Annotated in this window: 14 protein-coding genes; 6 read left to right on the forward strand and 8 right to left on the reverse strand. The window is 64.3% G+C overall.

Annotation, left to right across the window (positions count from 1 at the left end; all coding sequences use genetic code 11):
• Positions 1 to 94 precede the first annotated feature (94 nt).
• From H3H55_RS34375 to H3H55_RS34395, 5 genes are all read right to left on the reverse strand, one after another.
• Positions 95 to 1,051 carry a transporter gene (locus H3H55_RS34375; protein WP_193102647.1) on the reverse strand — a complete coding sequence of 319 codons (957 nt, stop codon included), beginning with the start codon at positions 1,049 to 1,051 and terminating at the stop codon, positions 95 to 97.
• Positions 1,052 to 1,087: 36 nt separating this feature from the next.
• The gene (locus H3H55_RS34380) at positions 1,088 to 1,615 is read right to left on the reverse strand and encodes a flavin reductase family protein (protein ID WP_193102648.1); all 528 of its coding nucleotides are present in this window, start codon (positions 1,613 to 1,615) and stop codon (positions 1,088 to 1,090) included.
• Between the two features lie 5 nt (positions 1,616 to 1,620).
• Positions 1,621 to 2,859 (reverse strand): styrene monooxygenase/indole monooxygenase family protein, encoded by a 1,239-nt coding sequence (locus H3H55_RS34385; RefSeq protein WP_193102649.1) that lies wholly within the window; start codon positions 2,857 to 2,859, stop codon positions 1,621 to 1,623.
• A gap of 64 nt (positions 2,860 to 2,923) precedes the next feature.
• On the reverse strand, positions 2,924 to 3,712 hold the full coding sequence (locus H3H55_RS34390; RefSeq protein ID WP_193102650.1) for an SDR family oxidoreductase: 789 nt from the start codon (positions 3,710 to 3,712) through the stop codon (positions 2,924 to 2,926).
• A 40-nt stretch (positions 3,713 to 3,752) separates the two neighbouring features.
• Positions 3,753 to 5,000 carry a dienelactone hydrolase family protein gene (locus H3H55_RS34395; RefSeq protein ID WP_193102651.1) on the reverse strand — a complete coding sequence of 416 codons (1,248 nt, stop codon included), beginning with the start codon at positions 4,998 to 5,000 and terminating at the stop codon, positions 3,753 to 3,755.
• A gap of 352 nt (positions 5,001 to 5,352) precedes the next feature.
• Between H3H55_RS34395 and H3H55_RS34400 the strand changes: the two genes are divergently transcribed.
• Positions 5,353 to 6,378, forward strand: a complete 1,026-nt coding sequence (locus H3H55_RS34400) for an AraC family transcriptional regulator (protein WP_193102652.1) — start codon at positions 5,353 to 5,355, stop codon at positions 6,376 to 6,378.
• Positions 6,379 to 6,507: 129 nt separating this feature from the next.
• On the opposite strand, the gene H3H55_RS34405 is transcribed toward H3H55_RS34400, so the two are convergent.
• On the reverse strand, positions 6,508 to 7,455 hold the full coding sequence (locus tag H3H55_RS34405) for a mannuronate-specific alginate lyase (RefSeq protein WP_226800685.1): 948 nt from the start codon (positions 7,453 to 7,455) through the stop codon (positions 6,508 to 6,510).
• Between the two features lie 519 nt (positions 7,456 to 7,974).
• Between H3H55_RS34405 and H3H55_RS34410 the strand changes: the two genes are divergently transcribed.
• A complete protein-coding gene (locus H3H55_RS34410; RefSeq protein WP_193102654.1) occupies positions 7,975 to 10,167 on the forward strand; it encodes a TonB-dependent siderophore receptor in 2,193 nt (730 codons plus the stop codon).
• 31 nt (positions 10,168 to 10,198) lie between these two features.
• Here the strand turns inward: H3H55_RS34410 and H3H55_RS34415 are convergent, their stop codons facing one another.
• Complete coding sequence (locus H3H55_RS34415; RefSeq protein WP_048251906.1) at positions 10,199 to 11,005, reverse strand: response regulator; 807 nt, start codon at positions 11,003 to 11,005, stop codon at positions 10,199 to 10,201.
• Between the two features lie 1,100 nt (positions 11,006 to 12,105).
• Between H3H55_RS34415 and H3H55_RS34420 the strand changes: the two genes are divergently transcribed.
• Complete coding sequence (locus tag H3H55_RS34420) at positions 12,106 to 15,699, forward strand: YadA family autotransporter adhesin (RefSeq protein WP_193102655.1); 3,594 nt, start codon at positions 12,106 to 12,108, stop codon at positions 15,697 to 15,699.
• A 372-nt stretch (positions 15,700 to 16,071) separates the two neighbouring features.
• Here the strand turns inward: H3H55_RS34420 and H3H55_RS34425 are convergent, their stop codons facing one another.
• The gene (locus H3H55_RS34425; RefSeq protein WP_193102656.1) at positions 16,072 to 16,980 is read right to left on the reverse strand and encodes a LysR family transcriptional regulator; all 909 of its coding nucleotides are present in this window, start codon (positions 16,978 to 16,980) and stop codon (positions 16,072 to 16,074) included.
• A gap of 330 nt (positions 16,981 to 17,310) precedes the next feature.
• Here H3H55_RS34425 and H3H55_RS34430 point away from each other — a divergent pair, with 330 nt between their 5' ends.
• The 3 genes from H3H55_RS34430 to H3H55_RS34440 all read left to right on the forward strand — a co-directional run bounded on the left by H3H55_RS34430 (position 17,311) and on the right by H3H55_RS34440 (position 19,989).
• The gene (locus H3H55_RS34430) at positions 17,311 to 18,294 is read left to right on the forward strand and encodes a DUF1852 domain-containing protein (RefSeq protein WP_193102657.1); all 984 of its coding nucleotides are present in this window, start codon (positions 17,311 to 17,313) and stop codon (positions 18,292 to 18,294) included.
• Between the two features lie 25 nt (positions 18,295 to 18,319).
• The gene (locus tag H3H55_RS34435; RefSeq protein WP_193102658.1) at positions 18,320 to 19,348 is read left to right on the forward strand and encodes a methionine synthase; all 1,029 of its coding nucleotides are present in this window, start codon (positions 18,320 to 18,322) and stop codon (positions 19,346 to 19,348) included.
• Positions 19,349 to 19,488: 140 nt separating this feature from the next.
• Positions 19,489 to 19,989: a flavin reductase family protein gene (locus H3H55_RS34440; RefSeq protein WP_193102659.1), complete on the forward strand. Its 501-nt coding sequence runs from the start codon at positions 19,489 to 19,491 to the stop codon at positions 19,987 to 19,989.
• Positions 19,990 to 20,002: the final 13 nt, after the last annotated feature.

Below are 20,002 nucleotides of genomic sequence, written 5' to 3' on the forward strand. Positions count from 1 at the left end.
CTTTCAGAACTATAGGACAGGCGCGTCCACGCCGGCAGCACGCATTGCTTTCGTCTAAGGATAGCGATGCGGCCTGTTCACCCGGTCGCGCGCGTCACTGGAAGTGATGCACGTAACGCAGCACCATCCGCGACCCCTGCGGCCGGTTACGCGCATGGATCTCGAAGTACGCGTTGAACAGCAGGTGATCCTGCGGCGAGAAGCTGACCATCGCACCCGGGCCGATCGCCAGCACGGCCTCCCGCGTGCCGGGCACGTCCTGCCCGTTTTCCTTCATGTCGGTGGTCTGGCGCAGCCAATAGCCGTTCAGCCCCAGCCGCAGGCCGGGGCGCACTTCGTACTCGGTCGCGAAGTTGGCATGGATCGCCTGACCGGCCTGGGTCGACGTCACGTCGGGGCCGAGCGCCGTGGCCGGCTGATGGTTGGTCGCGTTCCACAGATAGTGCAGACGCCATGACACGGTCCATTTCGGCGTGAGCCACAGCGTCGCGGCCCAGTACGGATCGAACGACCAGAAATGACTGCCCGGGTTGATCGCGCGCGCCGGATCGTACGCGCCGGTCGGTGCGATGAACTGGAATTCCACGCGCTGCGCGAAGCGCGGGCCCTGCGCGCCCATCACCGGGTCGAACTGGATGAACGGGCCGATCAGCAGATCGCCGAAACCGGCGCGCGCATTCAGCGCGACGTTGCCGATACCGTCGTCCGTATGCGCGGACGCGATCCACGGCAGGATCACGTCGAGGCCCGGATGCATCCCGGCGAACGTCAGCGGCGATTGATAGACGAGCTGGCTCAACCCCGCGAACAGGTCGATGTCCTGCTTCGGCAGGCCGACCTTGTTGCCGGCATTGTCGTTGACGCGGCCGGCCGTGTAGTACTGGAAGTACTGCGTGCCGTACCAGCCGGAGCCGGCCGGCGGCATTCCGTCGAGGAAACTGGTCATGCCGAGGTTGACCGACGGCAGGTCGGTCGCATTGGCCGGCGCGTGACCGGCGATGCCGGCGAGCGCGAGGCCTGCGGCGACGAGCAGGCGAGAGCCGAGTTTCATGTCCATCACCTCCTGGTTATTTATTCGTATAACTAATCAAAGAGCGCGTGAAAGATCGGCGTGATCGGCGATCGCGCGATACTGGCCCGCATGGAACACGAGCGGTGCCTTGCCGAACGCATCGAACTGCTCGATCTGGCCGATGAAGAGCAGGTGATCGCCGCCTTCGTAATGACCGACGTTGCGGCACACGAAGCGCGCGCTCGCGCCGTCGAGGCACGGCACGCCACCGCTGTCCGACTCCACGTGACACACGCCGTCGAACTTGTCGGCGCTGGGCGTCGCGAAACGGCGCGACAGGTCGATCTGGTCGTGCGCGAGGATGTTGATCGCGAAGTGGCTGGCCGCGATGAAATCGGGGCGGCTCGGCGCGATCTTCCGGAGGCTCCACAGCACGAGCGGCGGGTCCAGCGACAGCGACGAGAACGAATTGGCCGTGAGGCCCACCTTGCGTCCGTCGGCCGCGCACGTGGTGATCACGGTGACGCCGGTCGGAAACTGCCCGAAGGCGGCACGCAATTGCATCGGGTCGATGGCCGGATTGCCGGGAACGGTCGTTTCCATGTCGCTTACTCCGAACGCGCACTGTGTTCGCGGATGAACGCCGCGCAGGCCGACGGCTCGAACCACCACGGCGAGAACCGGCGCGGATCGTCGAAGCCATCGACGAGCGCCGCGGCGAGCGACGGCAACTGGCCGGCCGCGCCGAGCAGTTCGAGGATGTGCGGCGGCGGCGGCGTGAGCAGCGAGTTGGTCCAGCGCACGACATGCCGCGCATAGGCCCAGTAGCCCTCGAAGGTCTGCTGCATCCAGTCTTCGCCGAACGGTGCGGCATCGCGCGCGACGATCGCATCGAAATACGCGTTCGCGCATTTCGCGGCGTTGTTCGATCCCTGGCCGGTGATCGGATCGTTGACCACCACGGCGTCGGCCATCCCGAAGACCGTGCGGCCCGACGGCAGCCGGAAGAACGGCTTGCGCACCGTCGGCGCGAAGCGCCCGGACAGCGTGCCGTTCGGATCGGTCAGCGCGACGTCGCGGCAGCGCTCGTATTCCCACGGCACATACTGCTGCAGGAACGACAGGCTCCTGTCGAGATGCTGCTCGGGCGTCTTCACGTCGGCCCAGCAATCGAGCGGGCCACCGGGAATGCCTTCGAACACCATGATCTCGCACGGGCCCGTCGTGGTCAGCGCGGGGAACACGAAGTACTCGCCGATACCGGGCAGCAGGTTGAAGCGCACGCGCGAATACGGCTGGCTCGGCGTCATCCCTTTCACATAGGTGAGGGCGAGCGCGCGTTGCGGGCGGTCGAACGCGCTGCGCGCGTCGTCGCGGCCCAGCAGGTTGACGATTTCGCCCTTGCCGGCCGCAAGCAGCACGAGATCATGGCTGCGCGCCAGTTCCTCGAGTTCGGGCACGCCGATATCGCCGATGCGCACGTCCGCGCCACGGCGCCGGACGCCATCAAGCCAGTCGGCCATCTTCACGCGCTGGTCGACGGACTGCGCATAGCGGGTCAGCCGCGACGACCAGTCGATCGCCTTGCGGCCGTTGCCGTCCGGATGCGGCACCGCGATGCCGATGCCTTCGACGGAAGGACACGCTTCCTCCCACGTGTTCAGGCCGAGATCGCGCTCGATCTGCAACGCGGTATGGAACATGCATTGGCTCGACATGACCTTGCCGGTGCGGATCTGCTCCGCGTCGCGATTGGTCGCGAGCGTGACGTGGTAGCCCTGGTCGAGCAGGGCGAAGGCGAGTTGCAGGCCGGACTGGCCGGCGCCGACGATAGCGATGCGTCTCATGAGAATGTCCTGGTTTGGCCGGGTTCCGGCCGGAATGATGGGGAGGGGTCCAAGTGGTCCACGGTCATTCCGCCAGACGCGGAATGGCCGGCACCGCCTGTTCGGGACCCATCGCGGAATAACCGCCGTCCACCGCGTAGTCGGCGCCCGTCACGAAGCTCGCCGCGTCGCTGCACAGGAACGTCACGACCTGCGCGACCTCCGACGGATCGCCGACCCGGCCGAGCAGATGAAACGGCGCGGCGACACGATCGGTCTTCGCGCGATCGCCGCGCGTCATCTCGTCCATCACGCGCGACCAGGTCCACCCCGGCGACACCGAGTTGACGCGAATCCGATCGGGCGCGAGATCCATCGCCATGCTGCGCGTGAGCTGCCGGATCGCCGCCTTGGAGGTCGGATAGAGCCAGCGGCCGGTCTGCGCGCACTGGGCCGAGATCGAGCTGAAGTTCACGATCGCGCCGCCGCCGCGCCGGACCATGTGCGGGTGCACGGCCTTCGTCAGCATCGCGGCCGACACGACGTTGACGTCCATCGCGGCGAGCCAGTCGTTGCGGGTCGCGTGGATGCCGTTGTCGACGTAGCTGCACGCGAGGTTGACGAGCAGGTCGATCGCGCCGAATCGTTCAGCGATGGCCGCTACCGCGTGCTCGATCGCGCGGTCGTCGGTGATGTCGAGCGCGACGAACATCGCGCGTTCGCCCAGCGAATCGGCGACGCGCGCGCCGTTCTCCGCATCGAGATCGACGATCGCGACGCACGCGCCGGCGCGGCTCAGGTCCTGCGCGACCGCGGCGCCGATCAGCGTGGCGCCGCCGGTGACGATCGCGACTTTGCCAGCAAGGGCAGTCATGGGGTGTCTCCTGGAATCGGTGGGTGAGGGAATCGCCGCGTCAACGCGCACCCGGCGCTGGCGCGCTGTCCTGCCAGCGGCGCATCAGGCCGTTCGACGGCACGGTTTCATCGAGCAGCTTGCGGGCCGTTTCGGCGCCCGCGACCGGCAGGCCGGCCGCGTCGAGCAGGCCGATCTGCACGAGCACGCTCGCCTGATCCCAGTAGATGTGTTCGTGATAGAGCTTGTCGCCGCGAAACTTCACGATCGCGACCAGCGGAATCTCGACGCGCTTGCCGGTCGGCGCGACGCCGGGCAGCATCCAGTCGATCTCGGTCGTGTGCGTGAAGCAGAACAGCAGCTCGTCGACGATCTGGCTCGCGCCGACCGTGCGCGAGATCGGCGTGATCGTCGTGTCGGGCGGGTTCGCATACACGAAGTGATGCGTGTAGAAGCGCTTGAGCTCGTCGTAGCCGACGCCGCCCGTCAGTGTCGGAATATGGTTGACGTACGGCTCGGCGACCATCGTGGCCATCGTCGCGTCGACGTCGCGCGTATCGAATTCGTGCCGGATATGCGCTTCCCACAGCGCGGAGAGGTCGTAATGCGGGCCGAGCGCGGCGCGGAACGCGGCGATCGCGCGCTGATGGGCCATGATGGCGGCGGCCTTGTCGAAATGATCGCCGCCGATGCGGGCGAACGCGTGATCGACGCCCGGATACACATACACTTCGACGCCTGCGCGCCCGGCCAGCGTTTCGGCGATGCGCTGCTGCGCGTCCGGTGGGCAGAAGCGGTCCTGTCCCGCAATCTGCAGCACGAGCCGCCCGCGCAGGTGCGACGCCTCGTCCAGCGCATGCTCGATGCCCACGCCGTAGTAGCTGACCGCCGCGGCCACGCCCGGCAACCGGCACGCGGCGAGATACGCGAGCTTGCCGCCGAGGCAGAAGCCGAGCACGCCGGCCGCGCCCGTGCATTCCGGCCGTTGCGTGAGCACGCCCAGCGCCGCGCCGACGTCCTCGACGCCCTTGTTTTCGTCGAACCCCTGGTACAGGGCCATCGCGCGTTCGACATCGGCCGCGGTGTTGCCGAGTTCGATGCCCGGGGACTGACGCCAGAACAGGTCGGGCACGAGCACCGTGTAGCCTTCCTCCGCGTAGTAATCGGCCGCGTCCCGCATGGTTGCGTTCGCGCCGAAGATCTCGTGACACAGCACGATGCCCGGCCCGGTGCCGCCGGCCGGCGTGCTCAGGTACGCGCGAAACGTCCCGCCATCCGCCGACGGAATCTCGATGTGACGTCCTTTCATGTGCTCCTCCATGCTGTTCGTGTCTGTGACGGGCCCAGTATTGGCGGACGAAACGCGCGCTTCTATCCGCTTTCTTCGGCCGGTATCCGCGAATTCCGGAAACCTGACGAACCGGCCGCCGCGCCCGGGCGGATGCGCGGCTGACTGCGGGTATGTGCGGATGGGGGCGCCCCGCACAGTTTTCTACGATGCGCGAACGGTCCGTTTCTTGCGTCGTTTGCGCGGGACTTGCGTGTTCCGATGGGCGGACTGTCCGGATACGCCAGGCACTGTCCGGATCGTGCGACGGATTCCCCGATTCAGGGAACGCATGCACGGCGCGAGTGCGATCGAGCATGACGGGAGAACTTCGATGGCGCAATTTTCCGAAACCGGCTGGCTGGACGACGCCGCCTGTTTCAATCACGGCAACCTGCTGCTGCAGTCGAACGACGTCGACGAGGTGCGCGCGCGGGTTGCCGATGTCTTCAAGCCGCACCGGCTCACGCCGACCGGCGAATCGCGTGCGCTGCACAGCAGCATGCATCATGCACGCTGGGGCAACGTGTCGCTGAACCTGCTCGATTATGGCGGCGGCGTCAGCATCGAGCCCGGGCCGCTCGAACACTTCTTCCTGTTGCAGATCCCGTTGCGCGGCGACGCCGAGATCGAATGCGGCTCGACGCGCTTCGTGTCGTCGCCGGGCACCGCGTCGCTGATCTCGCCGACGCTGCCGCTCAAGATGCGGTGGGGCGATGCGTGCCCGCAAGTGATCGTGCGCATCGAGCGCGAGGTGATGGAGCGGCATGCGCAGCGGCATTTCGGCGACGACCGGCGCGCGCCGGTCGAATTCGAACCGGAATTCAGCCTGGCATCGCCGCAGGGGACGTGCCTGGCCCAGTTGCTGCCGATCCTCGCCGGCGCGATTGCGACGGATGCGCATCCGCTGCGTCATCCGCTCGCGTTCGAGCAGCTCGAATCGACGCTGCTCAACCTGCTGCTGCACGGTCACCCGAACAGCGCGCGCAACGGCACGCGGCACCTGCCGGTGGCGCTCGCGCCGTTCTATGTGCGGCGGGTCGAGGAATACATCCGCGCGCATCTCGACGAGCCGCTGACGATCGAGCGGCTCGCCGAACTCGCCGGCGTCAGCCCGAGCACGCTGTTCGCCGGCTTCCGGAGTCGCCACGGGATCACGCCGATGGGCTTCGTGCGGCAGTTGCGGCTGCAACATGTGCGCGAGGAACTGCTGGCCGAAACGACGCCGGGGCTCACGTCGGTGACGGATATCGCACTGAAATGGGGCTTCGCGCACCTTGGGCGGTTCGCGATCGAGTACAAGCGGGCGTTCGGGGAGTCGCCGTCGGCGACGCTCAGGATGCGGCGCGTGCGGGGGTGATGGAGGAAGCGGCGGGGGTGCCGGGCCGGTGCAACGCTGGCGGCACACCGCGCGCCGGGTACGTGTGGAAACGGATATCGCGTGCGCGGCATTCGCGCACTCGCCGGCAGCGCGAAACCCGCGAATCGCCTACGGCAGCGACGCGCCCCAGACCGCCGTCACATTGCCGCCGAGCCGCCATTCGTCGAACGGGCGGCGCGGCGCGATGATCGCCGGCAGGCGCGGGTCGTGAAAGCGCGCGTAGTACGGCTCGACCCAGCTCAATTCGTCGCGGAACGTCCACGGAAACAGATCCTGCTTGATCGGCGTGATGGCCGTGAAACTCGCGGGATTTTCCACCGCGTCGATCACGAGATTCGCGAGGCGGCTGATCGCGCCGTTGTTTTCCCGGTAGAGATCGATATGGCGCCGCTGTACGAGTTCCGCCGCGAACACGAGCGGGAGCAGCGCGAAGGTGTGATAGTGCAGCGCGCGGTTGCCGCGCTTGACTTCCCGCGCGAGCGCGCCGTCGGGGCCGATGTCGCGGATGCCTTCGCGAACCCGCAGCAGCCCCGAGTCGATCAGGCTCGCGTTGCCGGTCACGGTGCCGATCGCGATCAGGTCGAGCCCGGCCCAGTACACGAGGTTGTTGTGCAGATGGTTGATCGCTTCCGAATCGCGGGTGGCGATCGCGATGCGTTCGAGCCATGGATCGATCGCGTCGAAGCGCGCGCGATTCGCGTCACGCACGTCACGCGGCATGCGCAGGATCACCATCGCGAAGTCGGTGCCGGCCCATGAGCGCTCGTAATAGCCTTGATACCCCGAGATCCGGCCCATCAGCGCATCGGCCTGCGCCCAGCTTTCCAGCAGGCTCAATGCGCAGGACCAGTCGCCTTTGTCCGCCGCCGTGTTGAGCCGCGAAATGAAATCGCGCATCGGCTTCACGGCGCGCGCATAACCGGCGGCGTCGTCATAGTAGCCGGGCGGATCGATCGTCGTCACGGCCGCCGGTATGTCGCACGCGTGGGCGGATGGCACGGCGCAGAAGATCGCGCCCAGGGTGAGCAATGCGGCAAACAGCGGTCGGGTCGACATGCGGCGCATACGGTCCTCGGGGGTGGGAGGGTGACGGTGGTGTCGCAAACGCGTAAGCCGGTATCGTGATCGCGGCGCAAAGGCCGCAACCGGCTCCGCCAATCTGGCCGCAGGTAACGCCGCGACGCCGGACGCGCTCGATCACGCGCGATGCGACGCCGGGACCGCGTGGTGCGCGGCCGTTCCCGGGCCGCACGCAGTCTAGCGTTTCCGTCTTTCATCCGCCTTTCTCGGCAGCAATCGGAATTGGCCGAATCGATGCCGCGCGTGTTTCGTCTCCAACGCCCGGAACAACACCGGCACCCGGGCTTCGCCCACCCGTGCGCGCCTGCGCACTTTTTTAAAGACCGCGCCACGTTCGCCCGGTATGATCGCTGCGCTCGCGAACGACGCCATCGGCCAGTGCATACCGACTCGCGCGCAACCAACATCACCAGAACGACAACACGGGGCGGACGCCGACGGCGCGTCGCGCCACGATCGGGCCGAATCGGCCCCAGCACGACGGAGCATGGAACGATGGTAACGGGGACGAGGGCGGCGCGACGCGCAATGGCGGTCGCTGCCGGGGGAGCACTGTGCGTGGCGGCAGCAGGCGGCGCGCACGCGCAGGCATCGGGCGCAGCATCGGCGCAGCAGCCCGACGCGGCGGCGGCCGTGCTGCCGCCGATCGCCGTAAAAGGGAAGGCCGACGGATCGTCCGTCGGGCTCGTCGGGCTGCGCACCACGGCGGGCACGAAGACCGACACGCCGGTGGCCGAGATCCCGCAGACGATCAATATCGTGACCGCGCAACAGATCGAGATGACCGGCGCGGCCGACCTGAACCAGGCGCTGCGCTACGTGCCGGGTTTCGCGACGTTCGGCGCCGACAGCCGCACCGACTGGTATGCGGCGCTGCGCGGCTTCACGCCGACGCTGTACGTCGACGGCGTGGCCGCGCCGAATACGGCCGTGATCGCGAACTGGCGCGTCGACCCGTATACGATCGACTCGATCGCGGTGCTGCGCGGGCCGACGTCGGTGCTGTACGGCGCGGGCGAGCCTGGCGCGATCGTCGACGCGCACACGAAGCTCGCCGACGGCGAGCGCGTGCGCGAGGCCGGCGTGCAGATCGGCAACGATGCGCGCAAGCAGGTCATGCTCGACGTCGGCGACACGCTCGACCCGGACGGCCGGTACGCGTATCGCTTCGTCGGCGTGGCCCGCGACGGCAACGCGGAGACCGGCCCGAACGGCGACCGGCGCGTCGCGCTGGCGCCGTCGTTCCGATGGCGGCCGAATGCCGATACTTCGCTGACGTTCTCGGCAACCTTCCTGCAGGACAGCGGCGATATTTCGTCGAACTTCCTGCCCGCGTCGGGCACGGTGCTGCCGAACCCGAACGGCCGCCTGTCGCAGGACATCTACATGGGCGATCCCGGGTTCAACGACTACCGGAAGGAGCAATGGTCGCTCGGCTATGCGCTGGAGCACCGCGTGAACGCGATCTGGTCGCTGCACCAGGACGTGCGCTGGTCGCGCCTGTCGCTCGACGACGCGACGGTGTTCGGCAACGGCCTGGCGCCCCGCAGCACGACCAACATGATGCGTTTCGCGGGGCTGTTCCAGCTCAACTACAGCCGGCTCGATATCGACAACCACGCGCAGGCGCGCTTCGGCACCGGGCCGCTCGAACACACGCTGCTGTTCGGCCTGCAATTCGACCGGCAGACGACGACCAACAGCGTGTGGCTCGCGCTGGCGCCGTCGCTGAACCTGTACAACCCCGTCTATCGGCCCGTCACGGCGGCGATCTTCTCCGGCCCGACGTCGCTCGGCCACGTCGATCAGTACACGGCGATGAACGGGTTCGGCGCGTACGCGCAGGACCAGATTCGCTGGCAGCGCTGGACGCTGACGCTCGGCGGCCGTGAGGACTGGGTCAATGCGCGGTTCGACGACCGGACGGCCGGCATGCAGAAGCAGCAGGACGTCAGTGCGTTCTCCGGGCGCGTCGGGCTCACCTATGAGGGCGACGCCGGGTTGTCGCCGTACGTGAGCTATTCGACGTCGTTCGATCCGGTGATCGGCGTGCGGCTATATGGTGGCGGCTTGCCGAAACCGACGCGCGGCACGCAGACGGAGGCCGGGCTGCGCTGGCAGCCGCCCGGCCGGAACCTGATGCTCAACGCGGCCGTTTATCAGATCAACCAGACCAACGTCGTGACGCCGACGCCGGTGAATCTCGACCCGACCGGCACGTCGTCCGTGCAGACGGGCGAAGTGCGCTCGCGCGGCATCGAGCTGAGCGCGGTCGGCAAGCTGACCCGCGAGCTGTCGATCGTCGCGTCGTATGTCTATCAGGATGTCAAGAACGTGAAGGCGAACGACGTGTCGCTGAACAACTGGCCGGTGGCCGTGCCGCTGCCGCGGCAGATGGCGTCGCTGTGGGCCGACTGGACCTGGCGCACGGGTGATCTGTCGGGCCTCGGGATCGGCGGTGGCGTGCGCTACCAGAGCGCGCTGGCCGGCGCGCCCGACAACGCGCTGACGGTGCCGAGCACGACGCTGTACGACCTGGCGATGCACTACGAGATGCGGCACTGGCGCCTGGCCTTGAACGTCGCGAACCTGTTCGACCGGCGTTACGTCAGCGGCTGCTCGTCGTATGCCGTGTGCGTGTTCGGCAACGAGCGGACCGTGCTGGCCACCGCGAAATACAACTGGTAATCGCGGTAGTCGCGATCACGCCGAATCCGGCCTACGCGTCGCGCTGCGGTTCCCGGGTCGCGGCGCGCCCGCCCGCCTGGCGCTGGCGCCGCCACTCGGTCGGCGTGATGCCGAAACGTTCGCGGAACGCGGTCGCGAAATTCGCCGGCGTGGAAAAGCCGATTTCCTTCGCGATGCTGGCAATGCTGAGCGACGTCGAATCCAGCAGATCCTGCGCGATCCGCAGCCGCTCGACCCGCAGATACTCGAACACCGTCTGGCCGAGATTGTCGCGAAACGCGCGCGACAGCCGCTTTTCATGCGTGCCGACCGCGCGCGCCAGCTGCTCCACCGTCGGCGGATCGTTCAGCGTTCGGGACAGGTGGCGGATCGCTGCGCGCACGATGATGTCGTCGTCCTTGCCGGCCGCGAACGGGCTTTCCGCGTCGGCGGGCCGGTCGCGTTTCGTCCGCGCGAGCTGCACGCGAATCCGTGCAAGCACTTCCGCCGGCTCGAACGGCTTCACCACATAGTCGACGCCGCCGATTTCGAGCCCCTCGAGGCGTTCGTGCAGTTCGCCGGCCACGGTCAGGAAGATGACCGGAATCGCGCTCGTCAGCGGATCGGCGGCGAGCAGCCGGCACGCGGTGAACCCGTCCATGCGCGGCATGCGCACATCCATCAGGATCACGTCGGGCATCAGCGCCTGTGCGCGCTGGCACGCCTGCGACCCGTCGAATGCGATGCTGATGCGGCACCCCGTGCTGCGCAGGATGTCGATCAGCAGATGCAGCTGGTCGGGCTGATCGTCGACGATCAGGATATGGGCGTCACTCAATGCGGAGATCGATGGAGGCATCGTGCACCTGTTCTGGAAATAATGCTGGCTGCGTTCCCGCGGGTGGCCGGCCCGGTTCGGGGAAATCCTGGGAAGCTGCTCCATGACGACGCGCACACGCGTCGCACGCTCGCATCGACAGTCGGATTGCGCCGGACTGCGCGACGGGCAACCGGTCGGCGCGTTACCTGGCGTTCGTTGTTCTGATCACTGAGCCGGTAAAGACGCGGAGCGTTGCCGTCGTCGCGCCTGGAATGCACGCGGCTGCCGGTATCGATGCGAGCGGAATTGTAGGAGCATATTTCGATTCCCGCCAGATGGGTCGGCTCTATTCCCTTCATTCCGTTTCAACGATTATTCGCCATATGCTGCGGATCGCGTCTGAAGTGTCGGCCGTTGATGTTGGTCAATACCCGTGACTTGCGTGTGTGTTTCGTGCGGAATCGCACGGTAGGGCGGTTTTCCGGCGACGATTTGTTTGGTGGCATTTAATTTGAATCCGCTTTGGCAAAGTATTTATCCGCTTCTAAAAACATTTGGATTAATCGCGATGAGTGTAAAACGTTTGCGAGATATCTATATTTTGCGCAACTCATTGAATATATTGAATTTTACAATCTATAAAGAATGTTGCCTTCAATAATTTTAGATCGTGTCTCATAATTCGTCCGACTTGAACGAGGGGTGATGCAGGAAAACGGAAGGCACGGCGAATCGTGACGGACGTTGCGTGACCCAGGTCCGAAGCATCAATTGATGCTGCCGAGATGAATTAAAAGAAACGGGATGGGTCGCGGTCGGCGCGGCATCGAATCAGGGTTGTTTATAACGGCGGGTTGAATCTCCGGATTCAGTCGGGGGATAGCTCGTCCATAAATAACAATCTGCATTGCTAATTGAGTTGTCGAATTAACGGAACGGGCCGTCAAATGAACGGCGTGCCCGGGCCTTCGAACGCCCTGTCGATACGGACGGCCGATACGTGCTGCCTTCGACAAGGCCGAACCGGACATCGGAATCAGGTTCCGCACGGAAGTCGCAATCGAAATCGAAGTCGAAGCTGTCGATAAAGGTAAGTAGTCCAAATTCAAACCAGACGCTACAAAACGGAGCAGAAGACCATGAAGAGGAAGCAGATTTCGGCGCTCGCCGCCGCCATGTTCACGGGTGCCGGTGTCCTGATCGCGGGAGCCGCGCATGCGGACAATTTCGTTGATCGCGGCAACCCGGACAACGCGTTGAACGGCCAGTGCATCGACGGGACGAACCCGCTCTGTGTCGCAACGAAGAGCGGCAGTTTCGTGGCGGTGAGCACCGCGAACGTGACGCAGGGGACGAATGCGAAGGCCGGCACCAGCGGCATCGCGATCGGCGACCAGTCGAACGCGAGCAGCAACGGCGGGACCAGCAGCGGCGGCGCGATCGCGATCGGTGTCGGTTCGCAGGCGCTGGCGAACTCGTCCACCGCGATCGGCACGGTGGCGGTGGCGCAAGGCAATACGGCGCTGGCGGTCGGCCGTCAATCCGCCGCGATCGGCGATTTCTCGATGGCGATCGGCAACGTCGCCGATGCGCACGGCACCAGCTCGATCGCGCTCGGCCACTCGGCACTGGCCAGCGGCGATCGCTCGATCGCGATCGGCGGCGCGAATCCGACGTCGAGCGACGGCGTCTCGAGCGGCGCCGCGTATGACGCGGCGACGCAGACGCGCGCCGGCGGCACGCAATCCGTGGCAATCGGGGCGGGCGCGCAGACGAACGACAACAACCAGGTGGCGATCGGCTCGGGCAGCGTCGGCGCGAACAACGGCGGCACGCCGGTATTCGGCGGCACGGCCGCACCGGTCGGCGGCGCGGTGTCGTTCGGCGCGCTAGGCAAGGAACGCCAGCTCAAGAACGTCGCGGCCGGCGCGGCCGATACGGACGCCGTCAACGTCCAGCAGCTGAAGAACGTGAACAGCACGCTCAGCACCGGCATCGGCAACGTCGATGCGCGCGTGACGTCGGTCGGCAATTCGCTGTCGACCACGATCTCGAACGTCGACCAGCGCGTGACCAATGTGGGCAACAGCCTCAGCACGAGCATCGTGACGGCCACGCAGAACGTCGTGAAATACACCGACGCTTCGCATGCGGCGATCGCGCTCGACGGCAGCAACGGCACCACGATCGGCGGCGTCGCGGCCGGCGTCGCCGATACCGACGCGGTCAACGTCGGCCAGTTGAAGGGCAGTGTCGCACCGCTGCAGACGTCGATCTCGACGGCGGCCTCGAACATCACGAACCTGCAGGGCAGCGTTACCGGCATCAATACGTCGCTGAGCACGGCGGCGTCGAACATCGGCAGCCTGCAGGCGGCCGATACGCGCAACGTGAAGTACGACGGCCCGAGCGGGTTCGACTCGGTGACCTTCGCCGGCACCAACGGTACCACGCTGCACAATGTCGCGGACGGCAAGGACGTGCACGATGCCGTCAACGTCGGGCAACTGAACGGCGGCCTGGCATCGCTCAGCACCAGCGTGACGAACAACCTCAGCACGACGCTCGGCAACCTGAGCACGTCGATCACCAGCCAGATCGGCGCCGCGACGAAGAATGCCGTGCAGTACGACGACGACGCGCACAGCGGCGTCACGCTCGGCGGCACGGGCGCGCAGGCGCCGGTTGCCCTGCACAACGTCGCGGACGGCATTGCCGCGGGCGACGCCGTGAACGTGGGCCAGCTCGGCAAGGCGACCAGCACGCTCAATCAGTCGATTACCACGCTCGGCAATCAGGTGACGACGAATACGGGCAACATCGCCGCGCTCCAGCAGGACGCGCTCCAGTGGAACCCGAGCCTCGGCGCCTACGATGCGAGCCACGGCGGCAACGGCCCGCAACTCATCAGCAACGTCGCGGCCGGCGAGAAAGGCACGGATGCAGTCAACGTCGACCAGTTGACCGCGGCGGTTCAGAACGGCACGAGCCAGCTCGATGCGCTGGCCGTGAAGTACGACGATGCGAGCAAGCGGCAGGTGTCGCTCGGCGCGGGCAACGGCGGGAGCCCGGTGCGCGTGACCAACGTCGCGGAAGGCAACGTGGCGTCCGGCAGCACGGACGCGGTAAACGGCGCGCAATTGCGCCGCGCGATCGACGGCACCGCGGCCGCACTGGGCGGCGGCGCGACGGCGAACCCGGACGGCTCGATCAACGCACCGTCCTACAAGGTCGGCGGCGGCTCGTTCAACAATGTCGGCGACGCGCTGACGAACCTCGACGGCCGGGTCGGCAGCAACACGACGACGCTCGAGAATCACGAAACGCGCCTCGGCAATGCGGAAACGAACATCGCCGGCAACACCGCCGCGATCGCCGGGCTGCAACAGGACGCGCTGCAGTTCGACCCGAAACTCGGTGCGTACAGCGCGGCGCGCGGCGGTGCCCCGACGAAGCTGACGAACGTGGCCGACGGCAACGTCGCCGCGGGCAGCACGGACGCCGTGAACGGCGGCCAGTTGTCGGGCGTGAAGTCCGATCTGCAGCAGCAGATCACGCAGGTGTCGAACCAGACCGGCGAAGCCGTGAAGAACGTCGTCAAGTACGACGTCGACACGAACGGCAACCGGTTGAATTCGGTGTCGCTCGTCGGCGGCGACGCGAACTCGGCGGTCGTGCTCAAGAACGTCGCCGCGGGCACCAGCGATACCGACGCGGTGAACGTGAAGCAGCTGAAGGACGTGCAGTCGAACCTCAACCAGCTCGGCGCGCTCGCGGTGCAGTACGACGACAGCTCGAAGAGCACGATCACGCTCGGCGGCGCCGGCGGCACGCGCATCACCAACGTGCAGGCAGGCACGCTCAGCGCGACCAGCACGGACGCGGTGAACGGCTCGCAGCTCTACGCGACCAACCAGCAGGTCTCGAAGAACACCACCGACATCTCGAACCTGCAGGGGAACGTGACCAACATCGCGAACGGCAAGGCCGGCCTCGTGCAGCAGCAGGATCCGAACGGCGCGATCACGGTCGGGAAGGGCACCGGCGGCACCAGCGTGAACTTCTCCGGCACGGCGGGCGACCGCACGCTGACCGGCGTCGCGGCGGGCGTGAACGACAACGATGCGGTCAACGTCGGCCAGTTCAACAATGCGTTGAAGAACGTGGCAGCCAACGACCAGATCCGCGCGGCGGTAACCGACGCGAACACGACGTGGATCGCGCGCGCCGATGCGGGTGCGATCGGGTCGACGGCGACCGCAACCGGCAAGAACGCGGTGGCGGTCGGTCAGGGCTCGGTCGCCGATCGCGACAATTCGTTCTCGGTCGGCGCGAAGGGCAGCGAGCGCCAGATCACGAACGTCGCGGCCGGGACGGCGCCGACCGACGCGGTGAACGTGCAGCAGCTGAACGACAACCTCACGTCCGCTTCGACGCAGGCGAAGAACTACACCGACCAGCGCATCGGGCAGGTGTACAACTCGTTCAACGACCTGAAGAAGGACATGTACGGCGGCGTCGCGTCGGCGATGGCGGTGGCCGGCCTGCCGCAACCGACGGGCGCGGGCCGCTCGATGGTGTCGGCGGCGACCTCGAACTATCACGGCCAGCAGGGCTTTGCGGCAGGGTACTCGTACGTGACGGAGAGCAACCGCTGGGTCGTCAAGGCGTCGGTGACCGGCAACACCCGCTCGGACTTCGGCGCGGTGGTCGGCGCGGGTTATCAGTTCTAGGAGGAGCGTGAGTTCCTGGTGTAGGAATGGACTCGAATTTTCTGGCTAAATCAGTGATTTAGCCCGGATTTTCGGGTCTTTTTTCGTTTGCGCATTTTTCGATCCGGGCAGAACGTGCGTAGTCGGTAAAAAATGGGCCCCGCTCGTCGAGTGGAGCCTGGCGTGACCCGATACGCAATTCGCGAGGTTCGTCCTGAAAGCGGCGAACGCGTTCCGTTCCTGGTGTACGGAGATCCGGCTGGGCTGGCCGCCCGGCAAGGGCAGGGATGTGCGTTCGCTGGAGTGGGTGATCGTCGTTTTACCTCAATCCACACTGCCGCGTATCGCACGACCTGCTGCTGATGCGCGTTGATCTCCAGCCTCGATGCAAGACTAGTCTCGCATCTTCGCTTCCGCCCATTTCCACTCCCGCGCAGCCGTCACAAACGCCGCAAGATAGTCGATGTCTTCATCGGCCTTGCGCGTGCCGAGGAAAATCTGCTTCGCAATACCCTTCTCTCCCAGTTGCACGGGCGTGAGCGGCATCCAGCCCGCGTATTCTTCCGCGAGCCAGCGAGGTAACGCCGCCACGCCGCGGCCGCTCGCCACCATCTGCAGCATGATGTCGGTCGTCTCGATCACCTTGTGGCGCTTCGGCACCATGTTCGCGGGCGTGAGGAACTGCGTGTAGATATCGAGCCGGTCCGTTTCGACGGGATACGTGATCAGCACCTCATGCTGCAACTGCTCCGGCGTGACATACGCTTCTCCGGCCAGCGCGTGGTTGTCGCCGACCACCAGCACCTGCTCGTAATCGAACACCGGCTGAAAATGCAGCTCGGGCTTGTTGAGCGGGTCGGGCGTCACGAGCACGTCGATTTCATGGCCGATCAACGCGCCGATGCCGCCGAACTGGAAGCGCTGCTTCACGTCGACGTCGACATCCGGCCAGCGCGCGAGATACGGCGACACCACCTTCAGCAGCCATTGGTAGCACGGCGCGCATTCCATGCCGATTCGCAACGTGCCGCGCTCGCCCTGCGCGTATTGCTTCATGCGCGCTTCGGCGAGTTCGAACTGCGGCAGCAACCGGTTCGCGAGGCTCAGCAGGTACTGTCCGGCCTGCGTGAGCCGCATGGAACGTCCCTCGCGCGTCCACACCGGCGTACCGAGCTGCTGCTCGAGCTTCTTCACCGCATGGCTGAGCGCCGACTGCGTGAGATTGAGCGTATCGGCGGCGGCCGTGAGCGAACCCTGCCGCTCCACTTCCCGCACGACCATCAGATGACTGCGATCCAGCATCGCTCACTCCATGAACAATTTTAATGTTTGCATGAAATAAATCCATTTTTATTCATGCAACGGGAACTATATCATCGCTGCCAGTTACTTTTCTTCCGATTAACACGCGGCACGTGGTCACCACGCAGATCCACGTACACCGCGTCATGAACATGATTAATGGTTGTATGAAATCGGTTCATGCATGGTCGACCGTGGCTCGACGTCAAGTTCGTCCGGAATGTCGATGCCGATGAGGCTGCCGAGTAAAAGCCGGAGAAGAAAGGCGGGAAGCATTGGAAAGCAAAGAGCAAGCGCAGTTTATTTCAGAAACCAGGGTGCGAGATCGCAATGAATCAAGAATTTACATTTGCCATTAACAGCATCTGTTTCGATGAAGACTACCAGCCTTCCGAAAACACGCGTATCACGACCAATTTTGCCAATCTGGCCAGAGGGGAGAGCCGCCAGGAGAACTTGCGCAACACTCTCACGATGATTGACAATCGCTTCAATTCGCTGGCGCATTGGGATAATCCTGAGGGCAATCGTTATGCCGTCAAGCTTGAAATCATTTCCGTTGAAATGAATATCGAAGGGGAGGGCGGTGCTAACGCGCTTCCTTTGATCGAGATATTAAAAACCAATATTCTCGATAGAAAAACAGGCGAGCGCATTGAAGGTATTGCGGGAAATAATTTTTCCTCTTATGTGCGGGATTATGACTTCAGTGTGGTATTGCTGGAGCACAACAAGGATCGGCCTGGATTCAGTACGCCAGATGGCTTTGGCAACCTGCATGGAAAGCTGTTCAAGTGCTTCGTGAATTCCAGCGCTTACAGGGATAATTTCGCCAAGCCGCCCGTTATATGCCTGAGCGTTTCGAGTAGCAAGACTTATCGCCAGACTGCCAATCGGCACCCGGTATTGGGTATCGAGTATCGGCAGGACGAATATTCCTTGACTGACGAATATTTCGAAAAAATGGGTTTGAAGGTTCGCTACTTCATGCCTCCGAACAGTGTTGCGCCCTTGGCTTTTTATTTTACCGGGGATTTACTGGCTGATTACACCGATCTTGAGCTTATCGGCACCATCAGCACGATGGATACCTTCCAGAAGATTTACCGGCCGGAGATTTATAATGCAAATTCCCCGGCGGGAAAATCCTATCAACCCAGTCTGAAGCATCAGGATTTTTCGTTGACTCGCATTGTTTACGATCGGGAAGAACGTAGCCGGCTGGCTGTCGAGCAGGGAAGGTTTGTCGAGGACCAGTTTATCAAGCCCTACCAGGCCATTCTTGAACAGTGGTCCGCTGACTACGCTCTTTGACTAACAAAACGCAAGGCCGTCTACCGTGAAAAAATTGCTACCCACTTCAACCGCTGGCAGCTTGCCTAAACCCGCCTGGCTCGCACAACCCGAGACCCTTTGGTCGCCGTGGAAATTGCAGGACGAGGGATTGATCGAGGGTAAACAGGATGCCTTGCGTTTGTCGTTGCAAGAGCAGCAACATGCAGGCATCGATATCGTCAGTGACGGCGAGCAAACGCGCCAGCATTTCGTGACCACGTTCATCGAACACCTCAGCGGCGTTGATTTTCAGAATCGCAAGACCGTTCGGATTCGCGATCGCTACGATGCGAGCGTGCCGACGGTCGTTGATGCGGTTGCCCGGCAAAAACCGGTGTTCGTTGAGGATGCCAGGTTCTTGCGCCAGCAGACCCGGCAGCCCATCAAATGGGCCTTGCCGGGCCCGATGACCATGATCGATACGCTTTACGACGATCATTACAAGAGTCGCGAAAAACTGGCCTGGGAGTTCGCGAAGATCCTGAACGAGGAAGCCAGGGAGCTGGAGGCCGCCGGCGTCGATATCATTCAATTCGACGAGCCCGCATTCAATGTTTTCTTCGATGAGGTGAACGACTGGGGCGTCGCGACCCTGGAAAGGGCGATTGAAGGTCTCAAGTGCGAAACCGCCGTGCATATTTGCTATGGCTATGGCATCAAGGCCAATACGGACTGGAAGAAGACGCTGGGGTCGGAGTGGCGGCAATACGAGGAAGCCTTCCCGAAACTGCAAAAATCCAGTATCGGGATGGTTTCGCTGGAATGTCACAACTCTCACGTTCCGATGGAGCTGATCGAGCTCATTCGAGGCAAGAAGGTAATGGTGGGGGCCATCGATGTAGCCAGCGATACCATTGAAACCCCCGAGGAAGTCGCCAGCACGTTGCGAAAAGCGCTCCAGTTTGTGGATGCCGACAAGCTCTATCCTTGCACCAACTGCGGCATGGCTCCGTTGTCGCGCGCCATCGCGAGAGGCAAGCTGAGTGCCTTGAGCGCGGGCGCGGAAATCGTCCGACAAGAACTCTCGAACTAGTTCCGCGCTGAAGTCGGACGTCGTGCTCGGGGAATCGAAGGCCGCGTGGATGTCGGGGAGTGCGTTGAAATGGCTCCCTGAATCTGTCGGAATGCGCCGCCTCGACATCTTCGAGCCGCACCCAGTATTCGGTATCTACCATGTCATTTTCCAGTACGGCCATCGAGCCGTTGAGCTTTCGCGAATCGCTCGGGCATTACGCATCCGGTATCACGGTGATTGCATCACACGTCGATGGCGAGCCGATCGGCTTCACTTGCCAGTCTTTCCATAGCGTGTCGATGAGCCCGCCGCTGGTGTCGTTCAGCGTCATGTCCGGTTCGGCCAGCTATCCGAAAATTCGCCGGGCAGGTCGATTCGTCGTCAATATCCTGTCGGACGAGCAAGTCGGAATTTCCAACCAATTCGCCCGACGAGGCACGGACAAGTGGCACGGCGTCGATTGGCAGGAATCGCCGCTGGGTAACCCGATCATTGCCGGCAGCCTTCACTGGCTCGATTGCGAAATTTATGCCGAGCACGCCGCGGGCGATCACCTGATCGTGATCGGTGAAGTGAAAGCGTTGGACCTGCAAGCAACGGCCGCTACGCAGCCGTTGCTGTACTTCAGAGGACAGTACTGCAACATCGCCGGCGCATAGCGCGGTTTGAGCG

It is taken from the genome of Burkholderia sp. Z1 (genome assembly GCF_014893795.1).
GTDB classification, from domain to species: Bacteria; Pseudomonadota; Gammaproteobacteria; order Burkholderiales; family Burkholderiaceae; genus Burkholderia; species Burkholderia theae.

What these genes read in the sequence shown, in the direction of transcription:
- H3H55_RS34375 (WP_193102647.1), bottom strand. Translation starts at nt 1,051, where the DNA reads ATGAAACTCGGCTCTCGCCTGCTCGTCGCCGCAGGCCTCGCGCTCGCC.
- H3H55_RS34380 (WP_193102648.1), bottom strand. Translation starts at nt 1,615, where the DNA reads ATGGAAACGACCGTTCCCGGCAATCCGGCCATCGACCCGATGCAATTG.
- H3H55_RS34385 (WP_193102649.1), bottom strand. Translation starts at nt 2,859, where the DNA reads ATGAGACGCATCGCTATCGTCGGCGCCGGCCAGTCCGGCCTGCAACTC.
- H3H55_RS34390 (WP_193102650.1), bottom strand. Translation starts at nt 3,712, where the DNA reads ATGACTGCCCTTGCTGGCAAAGTCGCGATCGTCACCGGCGGCGCCACG.
- H3H55_RS34395 (WP_193102651.1), bottom strand. Translation starts at nt 5,000, where the DNA reads ATGAAAGGACGTCACATCGAGATTCCGTCGGCGGATGGCGGGACGTTT.
- H3H55_RS34400 (WP_193102652.1), top strand. Translation starts at nt 5,353, where the DNA reads ATGGCGCAATTTTCCGAAACCGGCTGGCTGGACGACGCCGCCTGTTTC.
- H3H55_RS34405 (WP_226800685.1), bottom strand. Translation starts at nt 7,455, where the DNA reads ATGTCGACCCGACCGCTGTTTGCCGCATTGCTCACCCTGGGCGCGATC.
- H3H55_RS34410 (WP_193102654.1), top strand. Translation starts at nt 7,975, where the DNA reads ATGGTAACGGGGACGAGGGCGGCGCGACGCGCAATGGCGGTCGCTGCC.
- H3H55_RS34415 (WP_048251906.1), bottom strand. Translation starts at nt 11,005, where the DNA reads ATGCCTCCATCGATCTCCGCATTGAGTGACGCCCATATCCTGATCGTC.
- H3H55_RS34420 (WP_193102655.1), top strand. Translation starts at nt 12,106, where the DNA reads ATGAAGAGGAAGCAGATTTCGGCGCTCGCCGCCGCCATGTTCACGGGT.
- H3H55_RS34425 (WP_193102656.1), bottom strand. Translation starts at nt 16,980, where the DNA reads ATGCTGGATCGCAGTCATCTGATGGTCGTGCGGGAAGTGGAGCGGCAG.
- H3H55_RS34430 (WP_193102657.1), top strand. Translation starts at nt 17,311, where the DNA reads ATGAATCAAGAATTTACATTTGCCATTAACAGCATCTGTTTCGATGAA.
- H3H55_RS34440 (WP_193102659.1), top strand. Translation starts at nt 19,489, where the DNA reads ATGTCATTTTCCAGTACGGCCATCGAGCCGTTGAGCTTTCGCGAATCG.